The sequence below is a fragment of the Tolypothrix sp. VBCCA 56010 genome, assembly GCF_050875635.1.
Lineage (GTDB): Bacteria > Cyanobacteriota > Cyanobacteriia > Cyanobacteriales > Nostocaceae > Hassallia.
On the sequence record NZ_JBPAOH010000156.1, the window covers coordinates 1 to 19,037 of the forward strand.

At 42.7% G+C, this 19,037-nt stretch carries 20 protein-coding genes and 1 pseudogene; 7 read left to right on the forward strand and 14 right to left on the reverse strand.

Translation table 11 applies throughout. From position 1 onward, the window contains the following. Positions 1-689, reverse strand: a pseudogene (locus tag AABK37_RS33910) (hypothetical protein); the annotation flags it as partial. Positions 690-933: 244 nt separating this feature from the next. Beyond that, on the reverse strand, positions 934-1,671 hold the full coding sequence (gene purC / locus AABK37_RS33915; protein ID WP_432555863.1) for a phosphoribosylaminoimidazolesuccinocarboxamide synthase: 738 nt from the start codon (positions 1,669-1,671) through the stop codon (positions 934-936). Between the two features lie 391 nt (positions 1,672-2,062). Between purC and AABK37_RS33920 the strand changes: the two genes are divergently transcribed. Further along, positions 2,063-2,317 carry a DUF7219 family protein gene (locus AABK37_RS33920; protein WP_432555864.1) on the forward strand — a complete coding sequence of 85 codons (255 nt, stop codon included), beginning with the start codon at positions 2,063-2,065 and terminating at the stop codon, positions 2,315-2,317. Then, on the forward strand, positions 2,277-2,540 hold the full coding sequence (locus AABK37_RS33925; RefSeq protein WP_432555865.1) for a hypothetical protein: 264 nt from the start codon (positions 2,277-2,279) through the stop codon (positions 2,538-2,540). The genes AABK37_RS33920 and AABK37_RS33925 overlap by 41 nt, the downstream gene beginning before the upstream one ends. On the opposite strand, the gene AABK37_RS33930 is transcribed toward AABK37_RS33925, so the two are convergent. The 6 genes from AABK37_RS33930 to AABK37_RS33955 all read right to left on the reverse strand — a co-directional run bounded on the left by AABK37_RS33930 (position 2,452) and on the right by AABK37_RS33955 (position 9,220). Then, the gene (locus AABK37_RS33930; RefSeq protein ID WP_432555866.1) at positions 2,452-5,073 is read right to left on the reverse strand and encodes a GAF domain-containing protein; all 2,622 of its coding nucleotides are present in this window, start codon (positions 5,071-5,073) and stop codon (positions 2,452-2,454) included. The genes AABK37_RS33925 and AABK37_RS33930 overlap by 89 nt on opposite strands. A 148-nt stretch (positions 5,074-5,221) precedes the next feature. Then, complete coding sequence (locus tag AABK37_RS33935) at positions 5,222-6,355, reverse strand: glycosyltransferase family 4 protein (protein ID WP_432555867.1); 1,134 nt, start codon at positions 6,353-6,355, stop codon at positions 5,222-5,224. Positions 6,356-6,361: 6 nt separating this feature from the next. Beyond that, a complete protein-coding gene (locus AABK37_RS33940; RefSeq protein ID WP_432555868.1) occupies positions 6,362-7,006 on the reverse strand; it encodes a DUF4291 domain-containing protein in 645 nt (214 codons plus the stop codon). Positions 7,007-7,026: 20 nt separating this feature from the next. Next, the gene (locus AABK37_RS33945) at positions 7,027-7,317 is read right to left on the reverse strand and encodes a hypothetical protein (protein ID WP_432555869.1); all 291 of its coding nucleotides are present in this window, start codon (positions 7,315-7,317) and stop codon (positions 7,027-7,029) included. 4 nt (positions 7,318-7,321) lie between these two features. Then, positions 7,322-8,485 carry an NAD-dependent epimerase/dehydratase family protein gene (locus AABK37_RS33950; protein ID WP_432555881.1) on the reverse strand — a complete coding sequence of 388 codons (1,164 nt, stop codon included), beginning with the start codon at positions 8,483-8,485 and terminating at the stop codon, positions 7,322-7,324. 204 nt (positions 8,486-8,689) lie between these two features. Continuing rightward, positions 8,690-9,220, reverse strand: a complete 531-nt coding sequence (locus AABK37_RS33955; RefSeq protein WP_432555870.1) for a hypothetical protein — start codon at positions 9,218-9,220, stop codon at positions 8,690-8,692. A 311-nt stretch (positions 9,221-9,531) separates the two neighbouring features. Here AABK37_RS33955 and AABK37_RS33960 point away from each other — a divergent pair, with 311 nt between their 5' ends. The 3 genes from AABK37_RS33960 (at position 9,532) to AABK37_RS33970 (ending at position 11,971) form a co-directional block, all read left to right on the forward strand. Continuing rightward, positions 9,532-9,876, forward strand: a complete 345-nt coding sequence (locus AABK37_RS33960; RefSeq protein WP_432555871.1) for a hypothetical protein — start codon at positions 9,532-9,534, stop codon at positions 9,874-9,876. Between the two features lie 93 nt (positions 9,877-9,969). Further along, a complete protein-coding gene (gene ycf46, locus AABK37_RS33965; protein ID WP_432555872.1) occupies positions 9,970-11,481 on the forward strand; it encodes a stress-responsive protein Ycf46 in 1,512 nt (503 codons plus the stop codon). Between the two features lie 139 nt (positions 11,482-11,620). Continuing rightward, on the forward strand, positions 11,621-11,971 hold the full coding sequence (locus tag AABK37_RS33970) for a DUF1257 domain-containing protein (protein WP_029636060.1): 351 nt from the start codon (positions 11,621-11,623) through the stop codon (positions 11,969-11,971). Between the two features lie 174 nt (positions 11,972-12,145). Here AABK37_RS33970 and AABK37_RS33975 read toward each other — a convergent pair whose 3' ends face one another. Both AABK37_RS33975 and AABK37_RS33980 read right to left on the reverse strand, forming a co-directional pair. After that, the gene (locus AABK37_RS33975) at positions 12,146-12,730 is read right to left on the reverse strand and encodes a protein-S-isoprenylcysteine O-methyltransferase (protein ID WP_432555873.1); all 585 of its coding nucleotides are present in this window, start codon (positions 12,728-12,730) and stop codon (positions 12,146-12,148) included. 272 nt (positions 12,731-13,002) lie between these two features. Next, complete coding sequence (locus AABK37_RS33980; protein WP_432555874.1) at positions 13,003-13,665, reverse strand: hypothetical protein; 663 nt, start codon at positions 13,663-13,665, stop codon at positions 13,003-13,005. Positions 13,666-14,234: 569 nt separating this feature from the next. Here AABK37_RS33980 and AABK37_RS33985 point away from each other — a divergent pair. Continuing rightward, on the forward strand, positions 14,235-14,990 hold the full coding sequence (locus tag AABK37_RS33985; protein WP_432555875.1) for a hypothetical protein: 756 nt from the start codon (positions 14,235-14,237) through the stop codon (positions 14,988-14,990). 117 nt (positions 14,991-15,107) lie between these two features. Here the strand turns inward: AABK37_RS33985 and AABK37_RS33990 are convergent, their stop codons facing one another. The 4 genes from AABK37_RS33990 to AABK37_RS34005 all read right to left on the reverse strand — a co-directional run bounded on the left by AABK37_RS33990 (position 15,108) and on the right by AABK37_RS34005 (position 17,618). Continuing rightward, positions 15,108-15,995, reverse strand: a complete 888-nt coding sequence (locus AABK37_RS33990; protein ID WP_432555876.1) for a hypothetical protein — start codon at positions 15,993-15,995, stop codon at positions 15,108-15,110. 54 nt (positions 15,996-16,049) lie between these two features. Then, positions 16,050-16,559 (reverse strand): hypothetical protein, encoded by a 510-nt coding sequence (locus AABK37_RS33995; protein WP_432555877.1) that lies wholly within the window; start codon positions 16,557-16,559, stop codon positions 16,050-16,052. An 83-nt stretch (positions 16,560-16,642) separates the two neighbouring features. Then, complete coding sequence (locus AABK37_RS34000) at positions 16,643-16,912, reverse strand: hypothetical protein (protein ID WP_432555878.1); 270 nt, start codon at positions 16,910-16,912, stop codon at positions 16,643-16,645. 61 nt (positions 16,913-16,973) lie between these two features. Beyond that, positions 16,974-17,618, reverse strand: a complete 645-nt coding sequence (locus AABK37_RS34005) for a class I SAM-dependent methyltransferase (protein WP_432555879.1) — start codon at positions 17,616-17,618, stop codon at positions 16,974-16,976. Positions 17,619-17,773: 155 nt separating this feature from the next. On the opposite strand from AABK37_RS34005, the gene AABK37_RS34010 reads away from it, so the two are divergent. Beyond that, positions 17,774-19,037: ArnT family glycosyltransferase (locus AABK37_RS34010; RefSeq protein ID WP_432555880.1), on the forward strand; the 1,264-nt coding region annotated here is incomplete at its 3' end.

The window sequence follows — 19,037 nt, forward strand, 5'->3', positions numbered from 1 at the left end:
TGATTTTGTTCGGGTGCTGGCTGATTGAGTTGCTGATTTTGCTGTTGTTGATTTTCTCCTGGTGCTGGCTGATTGAGTTGCTGATTTTGCTGTTGTTGATTTTGTTCGGGTGCTGGCTGATTGAGTTGCTGATTTTGCTGTTGTTGATTTTCTCCTGGTGCTGGCTGATTGAGTTGCTGATTTTGCTGTTGTTGATTTTCTCCTGGTGCTGGCTGATTGAGTTGCTGATTTTGCTGTTGTTGGTTTTCTTCAGGTGTTGGTTGATTGGGATTCAGCGTTGGCAAAGTTTGGGAAGGAACTTGTTGTTGATTCTCAGGTGGGGAAATATCGGGAACTGTATTTGAACCGGGAATATTTTGGTTTAACGGCGGATTTTGTGCCGTGATTGGCGCTGCGTGGCTTGGTATTACTACTACTGGCTTCTTTGCCGTCAAGACGGGGACAACACCTGGCTGCTTTTTGAGGTTTTCTGGATTCACATTTGAGGTGGAACGCGGTTCTACTCTTAAGGCTGCTGCCCCTTGAGTGTTTGCACTTTGATTTACCAGTTGCGAGTCTTGATTTGTCGTTGGTTGCAAAACGACTGGTTTCTGTTTTGAGCTATTAGGGGTTTGTGCATTTGCACTCAAAGAGCTGCCCAAAGGGGCTGCAATTGTCAACGCCGCCACCAATACGGGAGATAAACGCATTTTATTCACATTCCTCTTCACTTCCACACAAATCAAATAACGAAAAGCAATCTTGCTGTTATACAAAAGCTAAAAGTATAAACATAATTTTTTCTTTTGTCTTTTTACTTTACTAGGCTGAAGCCAAAAGGCAAAAGTAAATTAGGGACGCAATGCGAGCTTGGACGCTTGGATTAGCTAAGAATTACGAATAAAGAATTTTCAATCATTTTCCATTCATCAAATATCCAGTCCTCAGTCCCCTTCATTTTTTACCTTCTACTGCTTTCAGCACTCGTTGTAAAACCTCCTGGTAGGCATTTTCTACATTCCCTAAGTCTCGGCGGAAGCGGTCTTTGTCCATTACTCGGCGGTTGGGGTCGTTTTCGGCTTGATCCCACAAACGGCAGGTGTCGGGGCTAATTTCATCTGCTAAGAGCAATTGCTGTTGTGAGTCAACACCAAATTCTAGTTTGAAGTCTACTAGTGTAATTCCACACCGCTCCCAAAAGCTACGGAGAAACTCGTTGATTTGCAATGCTAGATGGGTTATTGTCTCAACTTGTTCCGCAGTTGCTAGTTCTAGTAGACGCAGGCGATCGCTTGTCAACAACGGATCTCCTAATTCATCGCTTTTGTAATAAAACTCTACCAAAGGCTGTTTGAGAACGGTTCCTAGTGCCAATCCTGTTTGCTGACACAGACTGCCGGCAGCAATGTTTCTCACCACTACTTCTAAAGGCACAATCTTCACTGCCTTTACCCGCATTTGATTTGGCTTTGGGCTGTCAATAAAGTGAGTTTTAATACCTTGCGTTGACAACTCTTGAAATAATTTAGCGGAGATGCTACAATTTATAGTTCCCTTACCCAAAATACTACCACGCTTTTGAGCATTAAAGGCAGTGGCATCATCTTTGAAATCAGCTAACAAAACTTCCGGATCTTCCGTTGAATAGAGAATTTTTGCTTTGCCTTCGTATATTTTGGAATTAACACTCATGATGACAGGTAAAGTTTTTTTAGGCGATCGGCAGCTTTGATGCTTTCGAGCTTAACCATTTTATCTTTAGTTATTAGTCATTAACTGGAGACAAATGACAAACAGCGAAAAAAAATTTTCCGCAAGTCAATCGTCAGCCGACTAAAGCGTATATTTTTTAACATTTGGAATAGTATTTTTACATCACAATCAAATCATATTTTTTTGCGGAATTTAGTAGGTAAAAAATTGATGTATAGAATACCACATACAATTTGGTACTTTCAAGTTAAGTTAATTACAATCAGCATTTAAATAAGTAACTCTCGAACATAGTCAATAAGCGTGACTGTGCCAATAATTGTGCTTTATTTGACGAGTGAGAGGGGTGTAATCAATGGAGATAACAATAATGAATAAAGACGATTTTCTCTATCCTCGCGGTCGCTATTACGGTCAGGTCAAGCCAGAAAACTTAGTTTTTAATGCGAATTTACAGGAATTTGCTCAGAAAATCAGCTACATCTGCAACTTAGAAACAGGTGGAAAACTACCACCAGAAGAAGCATACGAGCAAATAAAGAGTCTTTGGAAAGAGTTGAAACGCACAAAAAAACAACTGAGAATTGGCGAACACCCGTTTCAGGATGATGGGGGAGAGGAGTAGAGGGACAGGGGGACGACTTGAGGGAGAGGGGGAGAGGGGGACAGGGGGGCAGGGGAGGAAATGCCCAATGCCCCATGCCCAATGCCCCATGCCCAATGCCCAATGCCCCATCCCTACTCTTAACTCCTACCTATTCACTTTGCAACCATTGTCCAGACTCCATCCCAGGAACTTGGGGGAGGTGTTTGTTGGTAATTACGAGCGCGTTCTAGATGGATTTTAACAGCTTGGTCTGTGGGTCGGATACGTTTTGCGGCTTGAAAACAGGCGATCGCCTCTTTAAAATGGCGCGATAAATAAGCAGCGCGTCCGGCATGGTAATGTGATAAAAATTCGTGGGTGGTGTTGTCTAGGGGAGTAGAGCGATCGCCAATCAACTCATAAATATTCACCGCTTGATGTTTACCCTTAACGCGAATTCTGTCTAACTCGCGTACCCAGATGCGATGGCTACACAATTGGTAAGTAAACTCACTTAAAATAATATCGCAGCCATATTCTTTAGTTACTCCTTCCAAGCGCGAACTTAAATTCACGCCATCGCCAATTACCGTGTAATCCATTCGTTTCTGGGAACCGATATTACCGGAAACCACTTCCCCAGAACTAATACCAATCCCAATATGAATTTCTGGTTGTGCTTGAATAATCCGCCGTTGGTTAAATTCCGCCAATCGTTTTCGCATATCCAACGCTGCTTGTATTGCCTTCCAAGCGTGGTTTTCCATCAGCGTTAGCGGGGCACCAAACACTGCCATTAAAGCATCGCCGATAAACTTATCTAAAGTACCTTCGTGGTTAAAAACCGCTTCCACCATCGTTTCAAAATACTGATTTAGCAGCGATACTACTTCAGCCGCACCGAGATTTTCTGTCAGTGTGGTGTAGCCTCGAATATCAGAAAACAAAATGGTGACTTCCTTGCGTTCACCTACCATTAAAGCATCTTCCCCCAATGCCATAACTTGCTCTGCCACATGGGGTGTCAGGTAACGGTACATTGTAGTTTTCATCCGTTTTTCCTGACTGATGTCTTCTAGCACCACCAAACCACCGCGCACCCCCCCTTCTGGGTTCGTTAGAGGGTTGACAGTGAGATTCGTGCTACGTTCTATTTTTTTTACAGCAGCAGAATTTAATAACTCAGATTGGGGAGTAAGCGGTTGATTCCAAGGGATAAATATATCTGGGTTAGTGCGATCGCTTACTGCCAGAATATAAATATCATGCGTACTAATTTCTTTACTTTCGTACAGACGTTCCAGCGGAACGTCTCTACAGACGCGATAACCTGTGTCTCTACTTTTAACTTGATGAAGTCCCACTATCAAACTTTGCTCTGGCACATAATGTCTTGCGCCACTTTTTAAACTATCCTCCAATCGCATTTGCAAATTGTCAATTGGCACAACCTCCCAAACCAGCCGATTAATCAAATTTTTTTCCCACAAAGGCTTGTTATTTTTGGCATTCACTTCTCCTAGAGGACAACCAAGTAACTCTAAAGCCGCATCATTAATTGTGACAATCCGTCCTTCCATATCTGTAGAAATTACCGCATCAGATAGACTTTGCAAAATGTCTTTTTGATATTGTTTTTCTAACAGCACACTTTCAAATAAACGAGCATTTTCCAGCGCAATTCCTGCTTGGATATTAAATGCTCTCATAAACTCTTCATCAGAGGAAGTAAAACTGCCTTGGTGCTTATTAATTAGCTGCGTCACGCCAATTAATTCATTAGCCGAATTAAATACTGGTAAACAGAGAATATTCCGAGTTATATAACCAGTTTTTCTATCTGTAGTTGGGTCAAAGCGCGGGTCTTTGTAAGCATCCGAGATATTTAAAGCTTGACCCGTGGATGCCACATAACCGACAATGCCACGATTAGCAGGGATGCGGATTTCTACCATAGTTGAGCGATCGGCTACCTCTACCTTCGTCCAAAGTTCGCCCATTTCTTTGCGATGCAAAAACAGCGTGCTGCGGTCTGCTTGCATTAAAATTCGGGCTTGCTCCATTACTATTTGTAAAGTAGCTTCTAAATCGAGACTTTGCCCTAATGTTTGAGTAGCCCGCAAAAGTGCCGTAGCACCTCTTTGATTGCGAGCTGCTACATAGAAAGATTGGCAACTTTCTAAGATAATACCAATAGAAGAAGCAAAGTCTCGAAAACAGACTTCATCATCATAATTAAAAGGAATATTTCCCGCTTTATTTGCTAGTTGTACCACTGCCACAATCTGATTTTTGCTACTGACAACTGGCATACATAAAATATTGCGGATTTTGTAGCCCATTTGTTTTTCTAATTCTGGGCTGAATAAAGGGTGTGTAGAGGCTTGAGATATGTTTAAATATTCACCCGTACTGGCAACATGACCGGGAATGCCTACTGCAATTGGAGTGCGAATTTCTAAAGGTTTTTGGGTGTTATTTTGGGGAACTTTTGACCACAATTGATTTTTATCATGGTCAACCAAAAAAATGGTAGTATGTTCAGCTTGGAGAATTTGACCAATTTTAAGTGTAATCGCCTCTAGTACCTTCTCCAGCATAGTTTCTAGGGCTTCATTATTAATTAGTTCAATTGCCCTGAGAAATTGCTGAAATTCTGCGGTAATAAAATCTAGTAAGCAAACAAATTCGTTTACAGAAAGGTCTTTGACACGACGCAGTAGAGCGTGGGTGCGATTAACCTGAGTAAGTTCAGTTAATGTAGCCAGGACGCTACCAGGGCTGGGAAGTGTCATGATTGGGGAATGGGGAGTGGGGAGTGGGGAATGGGGAATGGGAGTTATGAGTTATGAGTTATGAGTTAGGAGTTAGGAGTTATGAGTTTTAAATTTATAACTCCTCACTCCTCACTCCTAACTTCTAACTTTTATTAATTACCAAATGTTATGCAGCTTTGGGATATTCAGAGTAGAGCACTTTTTGATAGTAATCTTGGAGCTGGCGTGTGGCAGATGCCCAGCCCCAACGTTCTGCTTCAAGTCGGGCATTTTGACGGATGATTTCTCGTTCTTGTTTCTGTTCTAGAAGGCGAACAGTAGCGGTTATAGCACTTTGGATATCAGCTTCTGGTTCAAAAAGATACCCGTTCACCCCATCTGTAACAATATCAGGAATTCCGCCCGAACGAGCTGCTACCACCGGACACCCAGCAGCCATTGCCTCTAATAATACTAATCCTAACGTTTCTGTACGGGAAGGGAATATAAAAGCATCAGCGCTAGCAAATGCAGAACCTAAATCTCTGCCGGTAAGATAACCGACAAAATTAGTGTTTGTCCCAGCAAAGTGTTTTTCAAGTGCTTGACGGTGGGGACCATCTCCCACCAATGCCAAACGCGCTGCGGGAATTGCCTCTAAAATTGGTTTGATGCGCTCAATTTCTTTTTCAGCACCAAGACGCCCGACATAAAGTAGCAGGTGACTCTCTGGATGATTTTGCGATAAACGCGATCGCATTTCCGAACTTGCCAAATCTGGATGAAATAATTCTGTATCTACTCCTCTTTGCCACAAGTTCACCCTTTCTATACCATGTGTTGTCAATTCATCCATCATCGCTGTAGAGGTACACAAATTCAACGCTGCTTGATTATGCCCCGCTTTCAGCAATTCCCATAAAAAACCTTCTAACATTCCCAAGCCGTAATGCTGAAGATACTGCGGCAAGTGCGTATGATAAGACGCTACAAGGGGAATATTATGTGTTTTGCTATGAAATATCCCCGCCAATCCCAAAACCGCCGGATTTACTACATGAATGATATGCGGCTGAAACTTTTCCAGTTCGTAGCCAATTGCTGGGCGAGGAAGTGCCATTTTTAACTCTGGATACAGCGGCAAGGGAAAGCCAGTTACACCGTATACTTTCGCTCCTTTATATTCAGTAATTCCACCCTCTGGGGCAATCACCATCACAGAGTCGCCGTTGCGCTGTAAATGGTCTACGGTGTGACTTAAGCGCGTCACAATCCCGTCAACCTTGGGCAAAAAGGTTTCGGTGAATAAGGCAATTCGCATAAAAAACTATTCAGTAAAAACAGATAATCCCAGCTTTTGTTGGATTTCGATATCAATCACAGAGTAAACTGTTTCGCGGGGCGTAATCAATTCCGCACAGCCACTTTTAAGGTTTTGCCGTTGCTGATGGACAAATTCGGAAATGTCCTCAATCTTCACAATCCAATTTTTGGCGTAATTAGCTAAAATTTGACCGCGTAACCCTAGCTGAATAGCGCGTCTTTCTAATTTTGCCCCAGATGGGTGATGATCCGGATCCCATTGCAAACGGACTTGCGATCGCTTTAAAACTTTTTCCCATTCGCTTTTACTTGAATACAGTTCTGGAACAAAGCTAGAATGCACCACTGCGTTTAAAATTTCCTCAAAAGCTTCTCGCTTTATCCAAATTGCCAACACTACCTCTTGTCCGATTTTTGTACCCCACCCAGAACGATACATCATCCACAAAAAGTTAGTCTTGATCCAACTCATGCGATCGAGTTTAAATTCTCCGCCAAAATAATTATGAGTGGCGGCAAAATGAGCAATTTCCGGACGATAAGCTTGATAAACAACTATTGAATGGTCGTCATATTGTGCTATAATATGGCGACCAGTTTTAGGCAACCGAGCTACTTGAGTTAAATAGGGTTCTGTTACCAGCTGCATTTCAGGTTTCCCCATTCAAATTAAGATGTCTTGTTAGGCAAGGTGCAAATGCCATGAATACCAATAGCAACAATAACCCCACCTAACAAAATTCCCACACCTTCAGCAAAGCAATTTATTCTATGTCTGTTTTCTGCTGCTTCAGCAATTAGTAAGTCATTCACCGTCGAAGATGAAGACTTAGCTATTTGCTGATAATGCTTGTAACTAGCATCTAGTACTACCCATTCCGGAATTAGGTAGTAGACGCTCATAGCGCTAGCTGCCGTACCTGGTAGTATGACTAACAGCCAGAGAATAAGCGATCGCATTGCTTCATCCTTTGCTGTTGCGATGCCAAGACACTTTCGGCATAATTTGCTTGTTATCGACTCGCTTTTGGTACTTGACGGCAAAGTTTAACAGAGAATCAAGTAGAGAATCTGAGAGAAAATGGGGTTCTAAACCCAAATCTAACAGCTTGGTGTTTTTAGCGTTGAAGTAATGTTCTTCTTTTTCGACTCTGGGATTATGGATGTTATTGATTTCCACATTTAATCCCATCGCGTTTCCAGCTTTTTTCACCATCGTTGCCAAGTCACCGACGCTAAATAGTTCGGTAAATTGGTTGAATACGCGAAATTCTCCTGGTTGTGCTGGGTTAGCGATCGCTAATTCCACACATCGCACTGTATCGCGAATGTCTAAAAAGCCGCGAGTTTGTCCACCTTTGCCATAAACAGTCAAAGGATGTGCGATCGCAGCTTGAATACAAAAGCGATTTAATGCAGTACCAAACACTCCATCATAATCCAGACGGTTAATTAAAATTTCGTCCATCCCCGTTTCTTCGGTTAAGACGCCGTAAACTACTCCTTGATTTAAATCTGTTGCCCGCAAGCCCCAAATTCTACAAGCAAAGTGTATGTTATGGCTATCATGGACTTTACTTAAGTGGTACATTGAACCGGGCTGTTTAGGATAGGGCAAGGTATCTTTACGCCCGTTGTGTTCAATAGTAATGTACCCTTCTTCTATGTCGATGTTAGGTGTACCGTATTCACCCATCGTTCCCAACTTCACCAAATGACAATCTGGGAAATCTTCCCGCATCGCGTACAGCAAATTCAAAGTGCCGACTACGTTATTCACCTGTGTGACAACTGCGTGTTCGCGGTCAATCATGGAAAACGGAGCCGATCGCTGTTCGCCAAAATGTACAATTGCCTCAGGCTGAAATTTGTGCAGTGCTTTTTTGAGAAATTCATAATTGGTAATATCCCCAACGAATAAATCGATGGATTTACCAGTTAAATCATGCCAGCGCTGAATGCGTTGTTGAATTGGTGCGATCGGTGTTAAAGTTTCCACACCCAATTCATTATCCCAGTGCCGCCGCACCAAACTATCTAAAATCCCAACTTCATAACCTCGATTGGAAAGGTAAAGTGCGGTTGCCCAACCGCAATAGCCATCACCACCAATAACCAGGACTTTCATCTTCAACCAGTTTTTTACTCGCTGATAGCTAAATCTATCAGGTTTGTGTCCCCTCTCGCACAGAATGATGGGGAGATGGGGGGAGGGGGGGATGGGGAGAGGGGGAGAGGGGGGGACAAGGAGATGGGGGGATGGAGGGATGGGGAGAAACAAGATTATTCACCTTGTCACCTTGTCACCTTGTCACCTTGTCTCCCCCTCCCCTCATCCCCCTTGCCCAGAAATGCGGTACTCCTGGGCGATATAGTAAAACACGCGATAATAATTGCTAAATTCGGACGCTGGCGATCGCCCTTGCCAATAATATTTGACTTGAGCCTTTGTTAGTGTTAGTGTCATCGAACTTTCTTGGCTACCAATTTCTACCTCCAGCACCCCAGATACTCCTTGATTCGTCTTAAAGTTGGGATTTATCGTTTTTTTAGCGTTTTTATCTGTAATTATGGTGTCTGGTAGCCGATTACCTGCCCAACCGCGAATTTCTACTCTCGTGTTTTGCGGTGAAACAAACGCTATGCCATCATTATTTTCTGGCGGTGGTAAAGAAGTCCAGGTGCTGGGATATAAAAACTCAAAGCCATAACGGGAATTAGTATAAGTTTTCCATGTGACACCGGAGTTGGTGAAACTGGGCGCATTACAACCGCATAAGATTAACGATAAGGCGATGGCTTTGCCCGCCGCAGGCATCGCATAAGTTTTTCGTCCTCTATAGGTTTTAGTAGCGGTAGACATTATTACACCTTTTACCTGGTTCGCTGATGAACGTAAATAGTCAGATCCTCAGCCGGAAAATCTACTCATTAAAGACTTTTGCTTGATAGCTTCAGATTTTACAGAACAGTAGCAATATCTGTGCTTTCTACCTACTCTGTGTAACAAAACAGCTAATATTTTCTCACCGATCTACATTTGCATCAAATCAGATTTTCGCAAAAAGTAAATAATTGTAACGAAATTGGCGTCAAAACGTTTTGCCGTCTTGACAAGCTAGAACCAAGCCGATATCGTGAAATACATACCCGGGTAAGACCAACAAGAGTTATATGCAAACGAAGCAAAAGGTTACTTTATATTTGTCGCCAGAACTACACAGGAAACTGAAGATTCGTTCAGCAGTAGATTCTGAACCAATGTCAGAACTTGCAGAACGTGCCCTCGTTTTCTACCTGGCAAATTCAGAATTAGTTGATGAAGTAGAAACTTCTACTTATGGACGAACTCATAGAGTTTATTCCTGTCCAAGTTGTGAGAGATCATTGCTCTTACGCGACGGAGATTTGGTAGCCCTAGGCAATCAAGCAGGAGTAACTCAAGAGCATTTACCCGTCAACGAAATGGATGAGGATGAAACTTATCCCAAAGGTGAGGAAGAATTAGTTCCTTGCTAGACCCGAATCATGAATATTACATTCATAATTCGTCGGTTGCCATTATCAACGATGTCATTACTGTCTTTATAAGGTTTCACGTAGGTCGATAGTATGAAAGAAGAGCTAAATATCCTCATTCAAGCTCAATACCCTTTAATCTACCTTGTGACCTCCGAGGAAGAGCGGGCAGAGCAATCAATTTCCACAATCGCCCAAACGTTAAAACCAACTCGGCGAGTGTATGTGTGGACAGTAACTCACGGCATCGTGGAGTATGGACAACCCCGGAATGTCACTCAGCATAACACCGTTTCTCCAGAAGCGGCGATAGAGTGGATAATCCGGCAAAGAGAACCAGGTATATTTATTCTTAAAGATTTACATCCGTTTATTGATGCGCCAGCGACAACAAGATCGTTAAGAGATGCGATCGCCCAATTCAAAGGAATGCAGAAAAACATCATTTTGATGTCGCCAATGCAGAATGTTCCTATAGAACTGGAAAAAGAAGTTGTTGTTATAGACTTTCAGTTGCCAGATATGGCTGAGTTAAATAAAGTATTGACTCACCATATAGACCAAAATCGTGGACGGCGGTTGTCAACAGAAGCGCGTGAAAAGCTTCTGAGAGCAGCTTTAGGTTTAACTAAAGATGAAGCCGAAAAAGTCTACCGAAAGGCACAGGTAACTATCGGGCGTTTGACCGAAGATGAAGTAGATATAGTTTTATCTGAGAAAAAGCAACTAATTCGGCGTAATGGTATATTAGAATACATAGAGGAAGATGCAACCATTGACGCTGTAGGCGGCTTAGAAGAATTGAAAAAATGGCTTAAGCAACGCTCGAATGCTTTCACAGAAAGAGCAAGAGAGTATGGTTTACCTCAACCGAAAGGAATGTTAATTTTGGGAGTTCCCGGTTGTGGTAAGTCGTTGATAGCTAAAACAACTTCTCGGCTGTGGGGTTTACCTTTGTTGCGCTTGGATATGGGGCGAGTTTACGACGGCTCAATGGTGGGTCGAAGTGAAGCAAACCTACGTAACGCCTTGAAGACAGCAGAATCGATTTCTCCAGCAATTTTATTTATCGATGAATTAGATAAATCCTTCGCTGGTAGTAGTGGTTCTGGTGATTCCGATGGCGGTACTTCCAGCCGGATCTTCGGTTCTTTCCTGACTTGGATGCAAGAGAAAAAATCTCCAGTATTTGTGATGGCAACTGCAAACAGAGTTGAACGCTTGCCTGGAGAATTCTTGAGGAAAGGACGCTTTGATGAAATTTTCTTTGTCGATCTGCCTACACCTGAAGAACGGCAAGATATATACAAGATTCACCTAACGAAGCGCCGTGAAGACATCTCTCGTTTTGACTTGGAACAATTAGCCAAGATGTCCGACGGCTTTTCGGGAGCAGAAATTGAACAAGCGATCGTTGCGGCAATGTACGAAGCTTTTGCCCAAGAACGTGAGTTCACCCAGTTAGATATTATTGCTGCATTAAAGGCAACACTGCCGCTGTCTCGAACGATGCAAGAACAAGTCACAGCCTTAAGGGACTGGGCTAGACAGCGTGCAAGACCCGCAGCATCCTCCGTAGCTGAATATCAGCGAATGGAGTTCTAAAAGCTTTCCCCTGCTAACACAGGGGCAAAGGCTAGCTCAAAGCTAGCAGTTAAGAAAGAAGCCGCGTTTTGATATACGCGGCTGTGCCTAAAACAAATCGTTGTCGTTTTTCCCACTCTTCTCTCTGGAGGAAACCCAAATGTCTCATTTTAGCACTCTCCGTACCAAAATCACCGACGCTGAAATCCTCAAAGCTTCCTTACGGGACCTGGGTATCAGCACAAAGACAGAAGCTGATGTTCGTGGTTACAACGGTCAACGTGTTCGTTCTGACATCGTTGCCGTGTTGGAAGGCGAATATGATTTAGGTTGGTCTCGCAACAGCGACGGTTCCTTTGACCTAATTGCTGACCTGTGGGGCGTTGCTAAGAAGCACAATCAGACCGAGTTGATCAACTCGATCAACCAAAAGTATGCCGTTAACAAAACATTGGCTGAAGTGAAACAGCGCGGTCTGCAAAATGCCAACGTTAAGTTGGTATTGCAATAATATTTCTCTGCGCGTTCCCAAAGCTGCACGGGTTAACCAGGTTTACTAGCGGTTAGCCCGCTTTTTTATCGGGGCTGAGTTTATTCTCAGTCCCGATTTTAGTATTTTATGATTCACTCAAGGGGAGTATTGGACGTTAAATAAAATACTGTATCTCAACAAACAACACACGGTTTAGAACAGATACGGCACTAATCGTTTTGTACGTTGCCTGTAAGCTTCATACTCATCACCGAATTGATCGAGCAACATCTGTTCTTCTTTGTCGATTCGTGTCGCATAGGCAATGCTGAAACAGATGAGTCCAGCCAGTCCTGCAATTGAGTTCGGAAGCAATAACGCTTGTGCGATGCACAATAACAGGACTGAGGTATACATTGGGTGACGAATGCTGTGATAAACGCCATTAGTCATTAATGTGTGCCCTTCTCGAATTTGCAACGTTGGCGACCAATTTCTGCCCAAGTCATGATGAGTACGCCAGAATAGCCAAAGCGCGATCGCAAAGGTAACGACCCCTAATCCATTTGCCCAGATTGGTAGACGATAGTTCGCAAAGTTTAACCAAGGGGATAAAACATAAATCAAGGGCAGAAACAGTATCCCAACTAATACTAGGAAGCGAATTACCTTTTCCCAAGCGGTTTTTCGGTCATCAACAATCGTGTTTCTCTGCTGTTCTCGCTGATAGGGAATCCGAATTATTAACCACAACACAATCCCAATTGTGAAAATAATCTTTAAGGTCAGCGGATTCATTTTGCTCATTTCCTGTTACGACTCGAAGAGGGCTTGCTAATCTCATCACTTCCACCCAGAAGCATTTCAACTAGCTCTAATCAGATTTTGACTCAAGCTGAAAGTTGCTGACAAAAGTAATGTTATTCGACTCATAGGGAAGCTGAAGGACGAAAAAACGTTCATAGCGCGATCGCCAAAATTATTGAAATTCTACAGAAGCCTTCAGAACCTCCACCTCCATCATCTAAAGCTCTAAAACTCCGCTCTAACGCAGTGTTCGACCGGGCAAACTACCTTTTCGCTATCTGTATTATGGACGTTGCTGATGCGTCAGTCCCGTAATTCGATACTTTCAAAATTTTGGTAGGGAAAAGTTTATAACTAAACAACAGAGGTATATTATTTGGCAACGAGCTTGGGTCTAGAACACTATCAATATCTAGCTTTTGCTCATAGAGCTTTACACGTTTCTTAGAACCATTGACATAAGCATACAAAGAAATTTTGTGGAGTCCACACGTATACATAAAATCTAAAGAATCAGGAAAAAAGATGTTGTATTTTACAATACTTTCTCCAGCTTTGAGAGCAACAGGTGTAGGTATTTCCGCCCCAAATCCTTTGAAATCCTGACCAAAGAGGTTGCTTTCTTGCCAAGCATAAAATCTTTCAATTTGGCGAGCCGAAGGGTTTTTGAACTCGACATAGAAAGTATCAATAACTCCGGTTCGACCACCAATATTTGTAATAACAATCGGAAAATTGATAACTAAGGTATGGGATTCTGGCAAACGCCCAAAAACAATCGATCTTAGTGGAGGACTAACGAACTTTGCACCACGCAGAATATTCCAATAAGCAGTGAGAAGTGAGATTAGAAGAGATGTACCCGCTATAAAATCTCTGGCTTCTATATTTGGTAAAGCGATATTCGGTAGAGATAGATGGAACATGGCGTTAGCTATAAATCATATTTAGCTACAAACCGTATTAAATAAATTCCTGATACCACTACCTACCTCAAAACACTACTTTGTCGCTAATGTTATAGCTTGGATACTGGACACCAATTCACAATCTCTAAATGCTATGCTACTAAGAATCTCAAGGTGGCTTGATCTTGAAATTAGACAGCCGCTCAGGAAATAGCGTTAGGACTTACGCAAGCGTCACAATATAAGGTCAACTGGCACATATATTTGGATTTGAGGTTAATGCTTGTAAGCGTTGATTTATAAACGTTAGAGCAAAACTAACGAATAGGTGACAGTTTGAAGATAAATGTGCCAGTTGCGTAAGTCCTGAGCGTAACAAACTGCCTGCCACTTTGCGCCTGCTTTCTTCCCCAACGCCCAAAATTTTCGGGATGGTTACAAAATAAGTCTGCGTTGCTAGCCGATCGCTATAAACACAAGAGAAATAATTTATTTTGCATAAATTAACTTAATATCAATGTATCTTTTGGTATAATCGCAAAGTTTTACAGGTAACGTCAGTTTGCCACTATGGATTTTCTGGAAAAATGCTGCGAGTTTATCATCTTCTGATTGGTTTGATTTTGCTGATATTAACACCGATAGTATTCAAATTTGTTTACCCCAATTCTCCCACCGACAAATTGCAGACAAATCCAGTTCGACAACCCAAGCCGGTTGCAACACTGACTCAAACTAACTCAGCATCCAAACCTACTGAAGGAAATATCTGGAAGAGTGTTCTGGGGAAAACTGCTACTCCACCAGGTTGGAAGGTAGAACCTTGTGAAGGAAATGCACCGTTGTTGTGTGTCTCATCTCAAGGAAAAGTTTTGGGTACAGTTGAGATGCAAGTTTACCCATTGGCAAATCAACCGAATTTCCAAAAAATGCTGGTAGCTGCTGGTATTCCACCTGGGGCAAAAGTGGATTTACAAAGTCCTAACTACCAAACGCAGGTATTGACAGCACTTAATGCTTGGGTTGCAGACCATTACGCTGTATTATCAAAAGACCGTCAGACTGCATATGGCGATCGCATTTCTTTTTCACCTCAACCACCGCAACAAGTTCCCTTTGGAATGCTTCACGGGATACGCTACGGCTTTACAGGAGTTCAACAAGGTGGTAAGGTCTACGAGGAAAATCTCGGTTATGTTGCTTTTGATGGTGCTTCACTTTATGTCATCCAAACTGCTTTTGACCCAGCAGCAAAAACAGGTAAGTTTGAGAAAGCCGAAAATTTTGAATCTTTTGAATCTTACCTGAGTGCAATTGTCGCAGATTTGCGTTTGCCAAAATAAAGCGATCGCTTTGTCAACCAAAAAGGGCGATCGCAATGAAAGTTAATAGCTGATGACTAAAAACCTCAGATCCCCGACTTTTTGGAAAAGTCGGGGATCTTGGATTAAGTCATGAATCTAAATTTCAGCTAATGCTCGTTCAATCAAGCGACGCGCCAAAGTTTGCGTACCTGTGTGTTCGTAGTAATTCGTACTGACATCTAGAAACGCCGCTAGGTAATCTAACTTATCGTCAGCAATCTGCGTAAAGTTTTGCAAATTATTAACAACTTTCTGTGGCGTTAAATTATTCGACGCGACGAGATTACCCATCCAGCCTTTGACTGAATCGAAGCTTTCGCCGATAAAGTTGAGTTTGCTACTAGAATTATTACCGGGAATCGAATCTTGGATGTTCTTAAAGGTCGAGTTTTGCTCTAACTCTTGCGGACTGGTTTGATTAATGCTAGATAACGCTTTGTTGATGAAGTCGGGACCTAGAGGTATCAAACCATCAACGCAAACTAATGCCACCATGCGGATGAGAGACTCACCGCTATATTCACCCAAAGAAGCGACAAAATCGCCGATACTATCTCCGGGGATACCGTTGATTTGGCAGAAAGCTACTAACTCAGTAACTAATTTTAGTGCTAAGTCAATGGTTTGAGCTTTGTCTGGTTTGGGAGTAACTTTATTTAAAAAACCCAATAACGGAATTGACTCACCTACCTTATTCGCTAAAGCAGCTGCACCAAGCGCTTTATCTGTACCATCAACAGTTTGGTACAACCACATCGCTCTTTGGTATCCTTGAGAGCGATCGTTGTAAAGATAAATTGCTCTCTCGCCAATTTGCTGAATTAGGTCTTCGTCAGTTTCGCCGGTAACAGTCTTAATGGTATTGACAAAACCTACCACATTATGCCATTGACCAGGAGCAACAAAATCAAGGGAATTCAACAGAGAAACAGTCAAGCCACCGGTAGGCAATTGGTCAACTAACTCAAAAATTGCTTTGCTCACGGTTACGAAAATCTCCTTAGATAGCGTGTTTGATTTGAATCGCAGAAGTGAAGTTTATTTCAATCGCGCCAGACCGCTGAGATTAAATTTCTCTATCCAATCTTCGCGATCGCTTGCTGTAAATGACGGATCTTTGGAAATCACTTTCACTTGATACTTACCTACCAAAACCGAAGTTTGAGTATTGCCAAGTGTCACTGCCGGATAGCCGCCAATTTTTTTGGTACTACTAGAGTATTTTGCCGCTGCACTTGGGGTGCTGGTGGTGTCAGAAACAGCCAGTTGCGCCATAACTTTGCCGCCTTTTTTCAAATTCGCTTCTGCAAAGCCTTTTTTCTCTTGGGTAAATACACGCTGATATCCAGCTTGCTCCGCAGGGAAAAGTTTGTTAAATTCGCTACCTTGAGTTGCATTCTTAGCAACTGCTTGACCGCTTTTCTTTTGGGTACTTTCTTTTTGCACTTGGTCAAATTGACCTGGTGTCTTTGGAGCGCAAGCTGTTGTCAGTAGTAACACTGAAAGCAACAAAGCCACTAAAATCCTATGTCCACGGCGTCCAATCATATTTGGTTTCTCCTTATGCTTCTTTGAGGCAATTATCAGCGCTTGTGTGAAATTCACCCGGAAAATTTACTTTTTGATAAGGTTTAGTATCTCGAATCACATTTTTTCGGGTATTGGGCATAGGGCATTGGGGAGGCAGTGCGTTGGAGAGCCAGCGCCGTGGGCGGCTTTGCCGACTTGAGGCGTCTGGCATCCGGGTTCCCCGGCAGCCGTGCACCTGCCGTCATGGGGCATTGGGGAGGACACCTGCACAGGAAGGGTTTCCCGACTTGAGCAGTGTGTCCGTTGAGCCAGTGCGTTCGGTCAAAAGACTTGAAGCATAGCCGCGTCATGGGGCATTGGGCATGGGGCATTGGTAATAATTCTTTTCTTAATTCCCAGTCCCTAGTCCAAGCGTCCCTAGTCCAAGTGTCCCTAACTCCGGGAAGCTATAACAGCATAAAACGGATCTCCTCCGCCCGCACCCAACCATTGCAAGATATTTGGAACCGTTGATTGACGGGTAATTACTTCTGGAGTAGTAAATCCAGGAACCGAGGAGAAATAGCTTTTAACTAATTCAACTCGACTTCCTTCTGAACCCTCCCGCCATGCTTGAATCGCTTTTTGATAAAACATCCGGTTAGAAAAGCTGAAGATAGCGATACCACCAGGTTTGAGGATGCGGTGAATTTCAGAAAACACAGCCTCTGGATATTGCAAATACTGTACGGAAACGCAATTGAGTACTGCATCAAAATCTTCATCCTTCAAGGGTAACTGAGGATTGGCGTTGAGGTCTTGCACAAAGTAATGATCTAGGCGCGGGTTACGTGCAAGTTCTTCAGCGTTGAGTCCGTGTCCTTCAACATGGGCAAACTGCATCTCTTCTGGCAGATGAGATACCCAACTGCTCATCATATCAAAAATACGCATATCCGGTTTTAGTCGCTGACGATATAAATCGGTTAGCTGTTGAATAAAGCCTTCGTCCACATGAGTGACGAAGCGGGGATAGTCGTAAAACAGCTTGTCGTCTGTATCATCTAGCTTGATGCGTTGATTTGGTCTTAGTAGCATAAATCCCTGTTGAGCGAGAACTTATTCCCAAAATAGTCTAAATTTCAGGTAGTATTTGATGCAGAATAGTTGTATACAACCTTACATATTCTATAAATCGAAAGAAATAATTAACAGCTTTTTCAATTTAGCAAAGTTAAATTATTTGTAATTCAATGAAATATCAAATAAAAAATTTTTATTTGCTTTGGCAACGAATTCATCTTTGGGGAGGATTTCCTTACATCAGTTTGTTGGTATGGATGCTGCCATTATTGCTATTTAATTCTGGAAATAATAGCTTGATGGCTCATGATGAAGGACTTTATGCTTGGCGATCGCGTGTGATGTTTGAGTCTGGTGATTGGATAAATCCTTGGTCAGAACCCCATCACAAAACACCAGGTCCCTATTGGATAATTGCCAGTTCCTACAAGCTTTTTGGCATCTCTGATGCTAGTGTCAGACTTCCCAGCGCGATCGCCGGAATTTTTAGCATAATCCTTTTATATGAAATCGGTAAAATTATACTTAGTAAAAAACTTGCAACGCTTGCTGCGGCAATTTTGAGTGTAGAATTTCTCTGGTTACAATATTGTCGATTAGGTACGCCTGATGTACCAATGATTTTTTTGGTACTTTTAGCTATTTGGTCTTTTCTCAAAGCAGAATTACATCCCAAATATCGCTCTTTTTATCGCTTTCTTGCCGGTCTGAGTTTCGGTTTAGGCTTTCTAGTCAGAAGCTTTATGATTTTTTTGCCAATAGTAGCTTTATTACCTTACCTGATTGGACAACATCGCCGCCATCGTCATCTTACCAACCCGATGTTTTATTTAGGGTTTGCAGTCGGTTTAATTCCTACTTTAAGTTGGATTTGGTTAAGTTCACAGCGCTTTGGTAATAATAGTTTTGAAGAATTATTCCGCTTTGTTTTTCGTTTGGGGTCGAATGATAGAGGCGATCATGGAATACTATTTTATTTCTGGAATGTGCCCGCAAAAGCTTTTCCTTGGTTTTTCTTTGCTGTTTTAGGTTTAGTCTTATTACTGCGTCGTCCTCTTCCTCGCTACCAATTGATATTAGTTGGCTTTCCCCTAGTCTTATTTGCTGAACTTAGTATTTTCTCTACTCGTCTACCTCATTATAGTCTTGCTCTTTATCCGTTTATCGCAATGCTAGCATCTGTCGGGTTAGACTGGCTTGGCGGAATTTTTAGCAAACGGATTTGGAGACAAGGGGACAAGAGGACAAGGAGACAAGGAGACAAGGAGACAAGGGGACAAGGGGAGGACACTTCCGTGCGGGGGTTCCCCCCCGTTGAGGAAGGTGTCCGTGGACAAGGGGAGGACACTTCCGTGCGGGGGTTCCCCCCCGTTGAGGAAGGTGTCCGTGGACAAGGGGAGGACACTTCCGTGCGGGGGTTCCCCCCCGTTGAGG

Coding starts and splice junctions, on each gene's coding strand:
- purC (WP_432555863.1), bottom strand. CDS start 1,671: ATGAGTGTTAATTCCAAAATATACGAAGGCAAAGCAAAAATTCTCTAT.
- AABK37_RS33920 (WP_432555864.1), top strand. CDS start 2,063: ATGAATAAAGACGATTTTCTCTATCCTCGCGGTCGCTATTACGGTCAG.
- AABK37_RS33930 (WP_432555866.1), bottom strand. CDS start 5,073: ATGACACTTCCCAGCCCTGGTAGCGTCCTGGCTACATTAACTGAACTT.
- AABK37_RS33935 (WP_432555867.1), bottom strand. CDS start 6,355: ATGCGAATTGCCTTATTCACCGAAACCTTTTTGCCCAAGGTTGACGGG.
- AABK37_RS33940 (WP_432555868.1), bottom strand. CDS start 7,006: ATGCAGCTGGTAACAGAACCCTATTTAACTCAAGTAGCTCGGTTGCCT.
- AABK37_RS33945 (WP_432555869.1), bottom strand. CDS start 7,317: ATGCGATCGCTTATTCTCTGGCTGTTAGTCATACTACCAGGTACGGCA.
- AABK37_RS33950 (WP_432555881.1), bottom strand. CDS start 8,485: ATGAAAGTCCTGGTTATTGGTGGTGATGGCTATTGCGGTTGGGCAACC.
- AABK37_RS33955 (WP_432555870.1), bottom strand. CDS start 9,220: ATGTCTACCGCTACTAAAACCTATAGAGGACGAAAAACTTATGCGATG.
- AABK37_RS33960 (WP_432555871.1), top strand. CDS start 9,532: ATGCAAACGAAGCAAAAGGTTACTTTATATTTGTCGCCAGAACTACAC.
- ycf46 (WP_432555872.1), top strand. CDS start 9,970: ATGAAAGAAGAGCTAAATATCCTCATTCAAGCTCAATACCCTTTAATC.
- AABK37_RS33970 (WP_029636060.1), top strand. CDS start 11,621: ATGTCTCATTTTAGCACTCTCCGTACCAAAATCACCGACGCTGAAATC.
- AABK37_RS33975 (WP_432555873.1), bottom strand. CDS start 12,730: ATGAATCCGCTGACCTTAAAGATTATTTTCACAATTGGGATTGTGTTG.
- AABK37_RS33980 (WP_432555874.1), bottom strand. CDS start 13,665: ATGTTCCATCTATCTCTACCGAATATCGCTTTACCAAATATAGAAGCC.
- AABK37_RS33985 (WP_432555875.1), top strand. CDS start 14,235: ATGCTGCGAGTTTATCATCTTCTGATTGGTTTGATTTTGCTGATATTA.
- AABK37_RS33995 (WP_432555877.1), bottom strand. CDS start 16,559: ATGATTGGACGCCGTGGACATAGGATTTTAGTGGCTTTGTTGCTTTCA.
- AABK37_RS34000 (WP_432555878.1), bottom strand. CDS start 16,912: ATGCCCCATGCCCAATGCCCCATGACGCGGCTATGCTTCAAGTCTTTT.
- AABK37_RS34005 (WP_432555879.1), bottom strand. CDS start 17,618: ATGCTACTAAGACCAAATCAACGCATCAAGCTAGATGATACAGACGAC.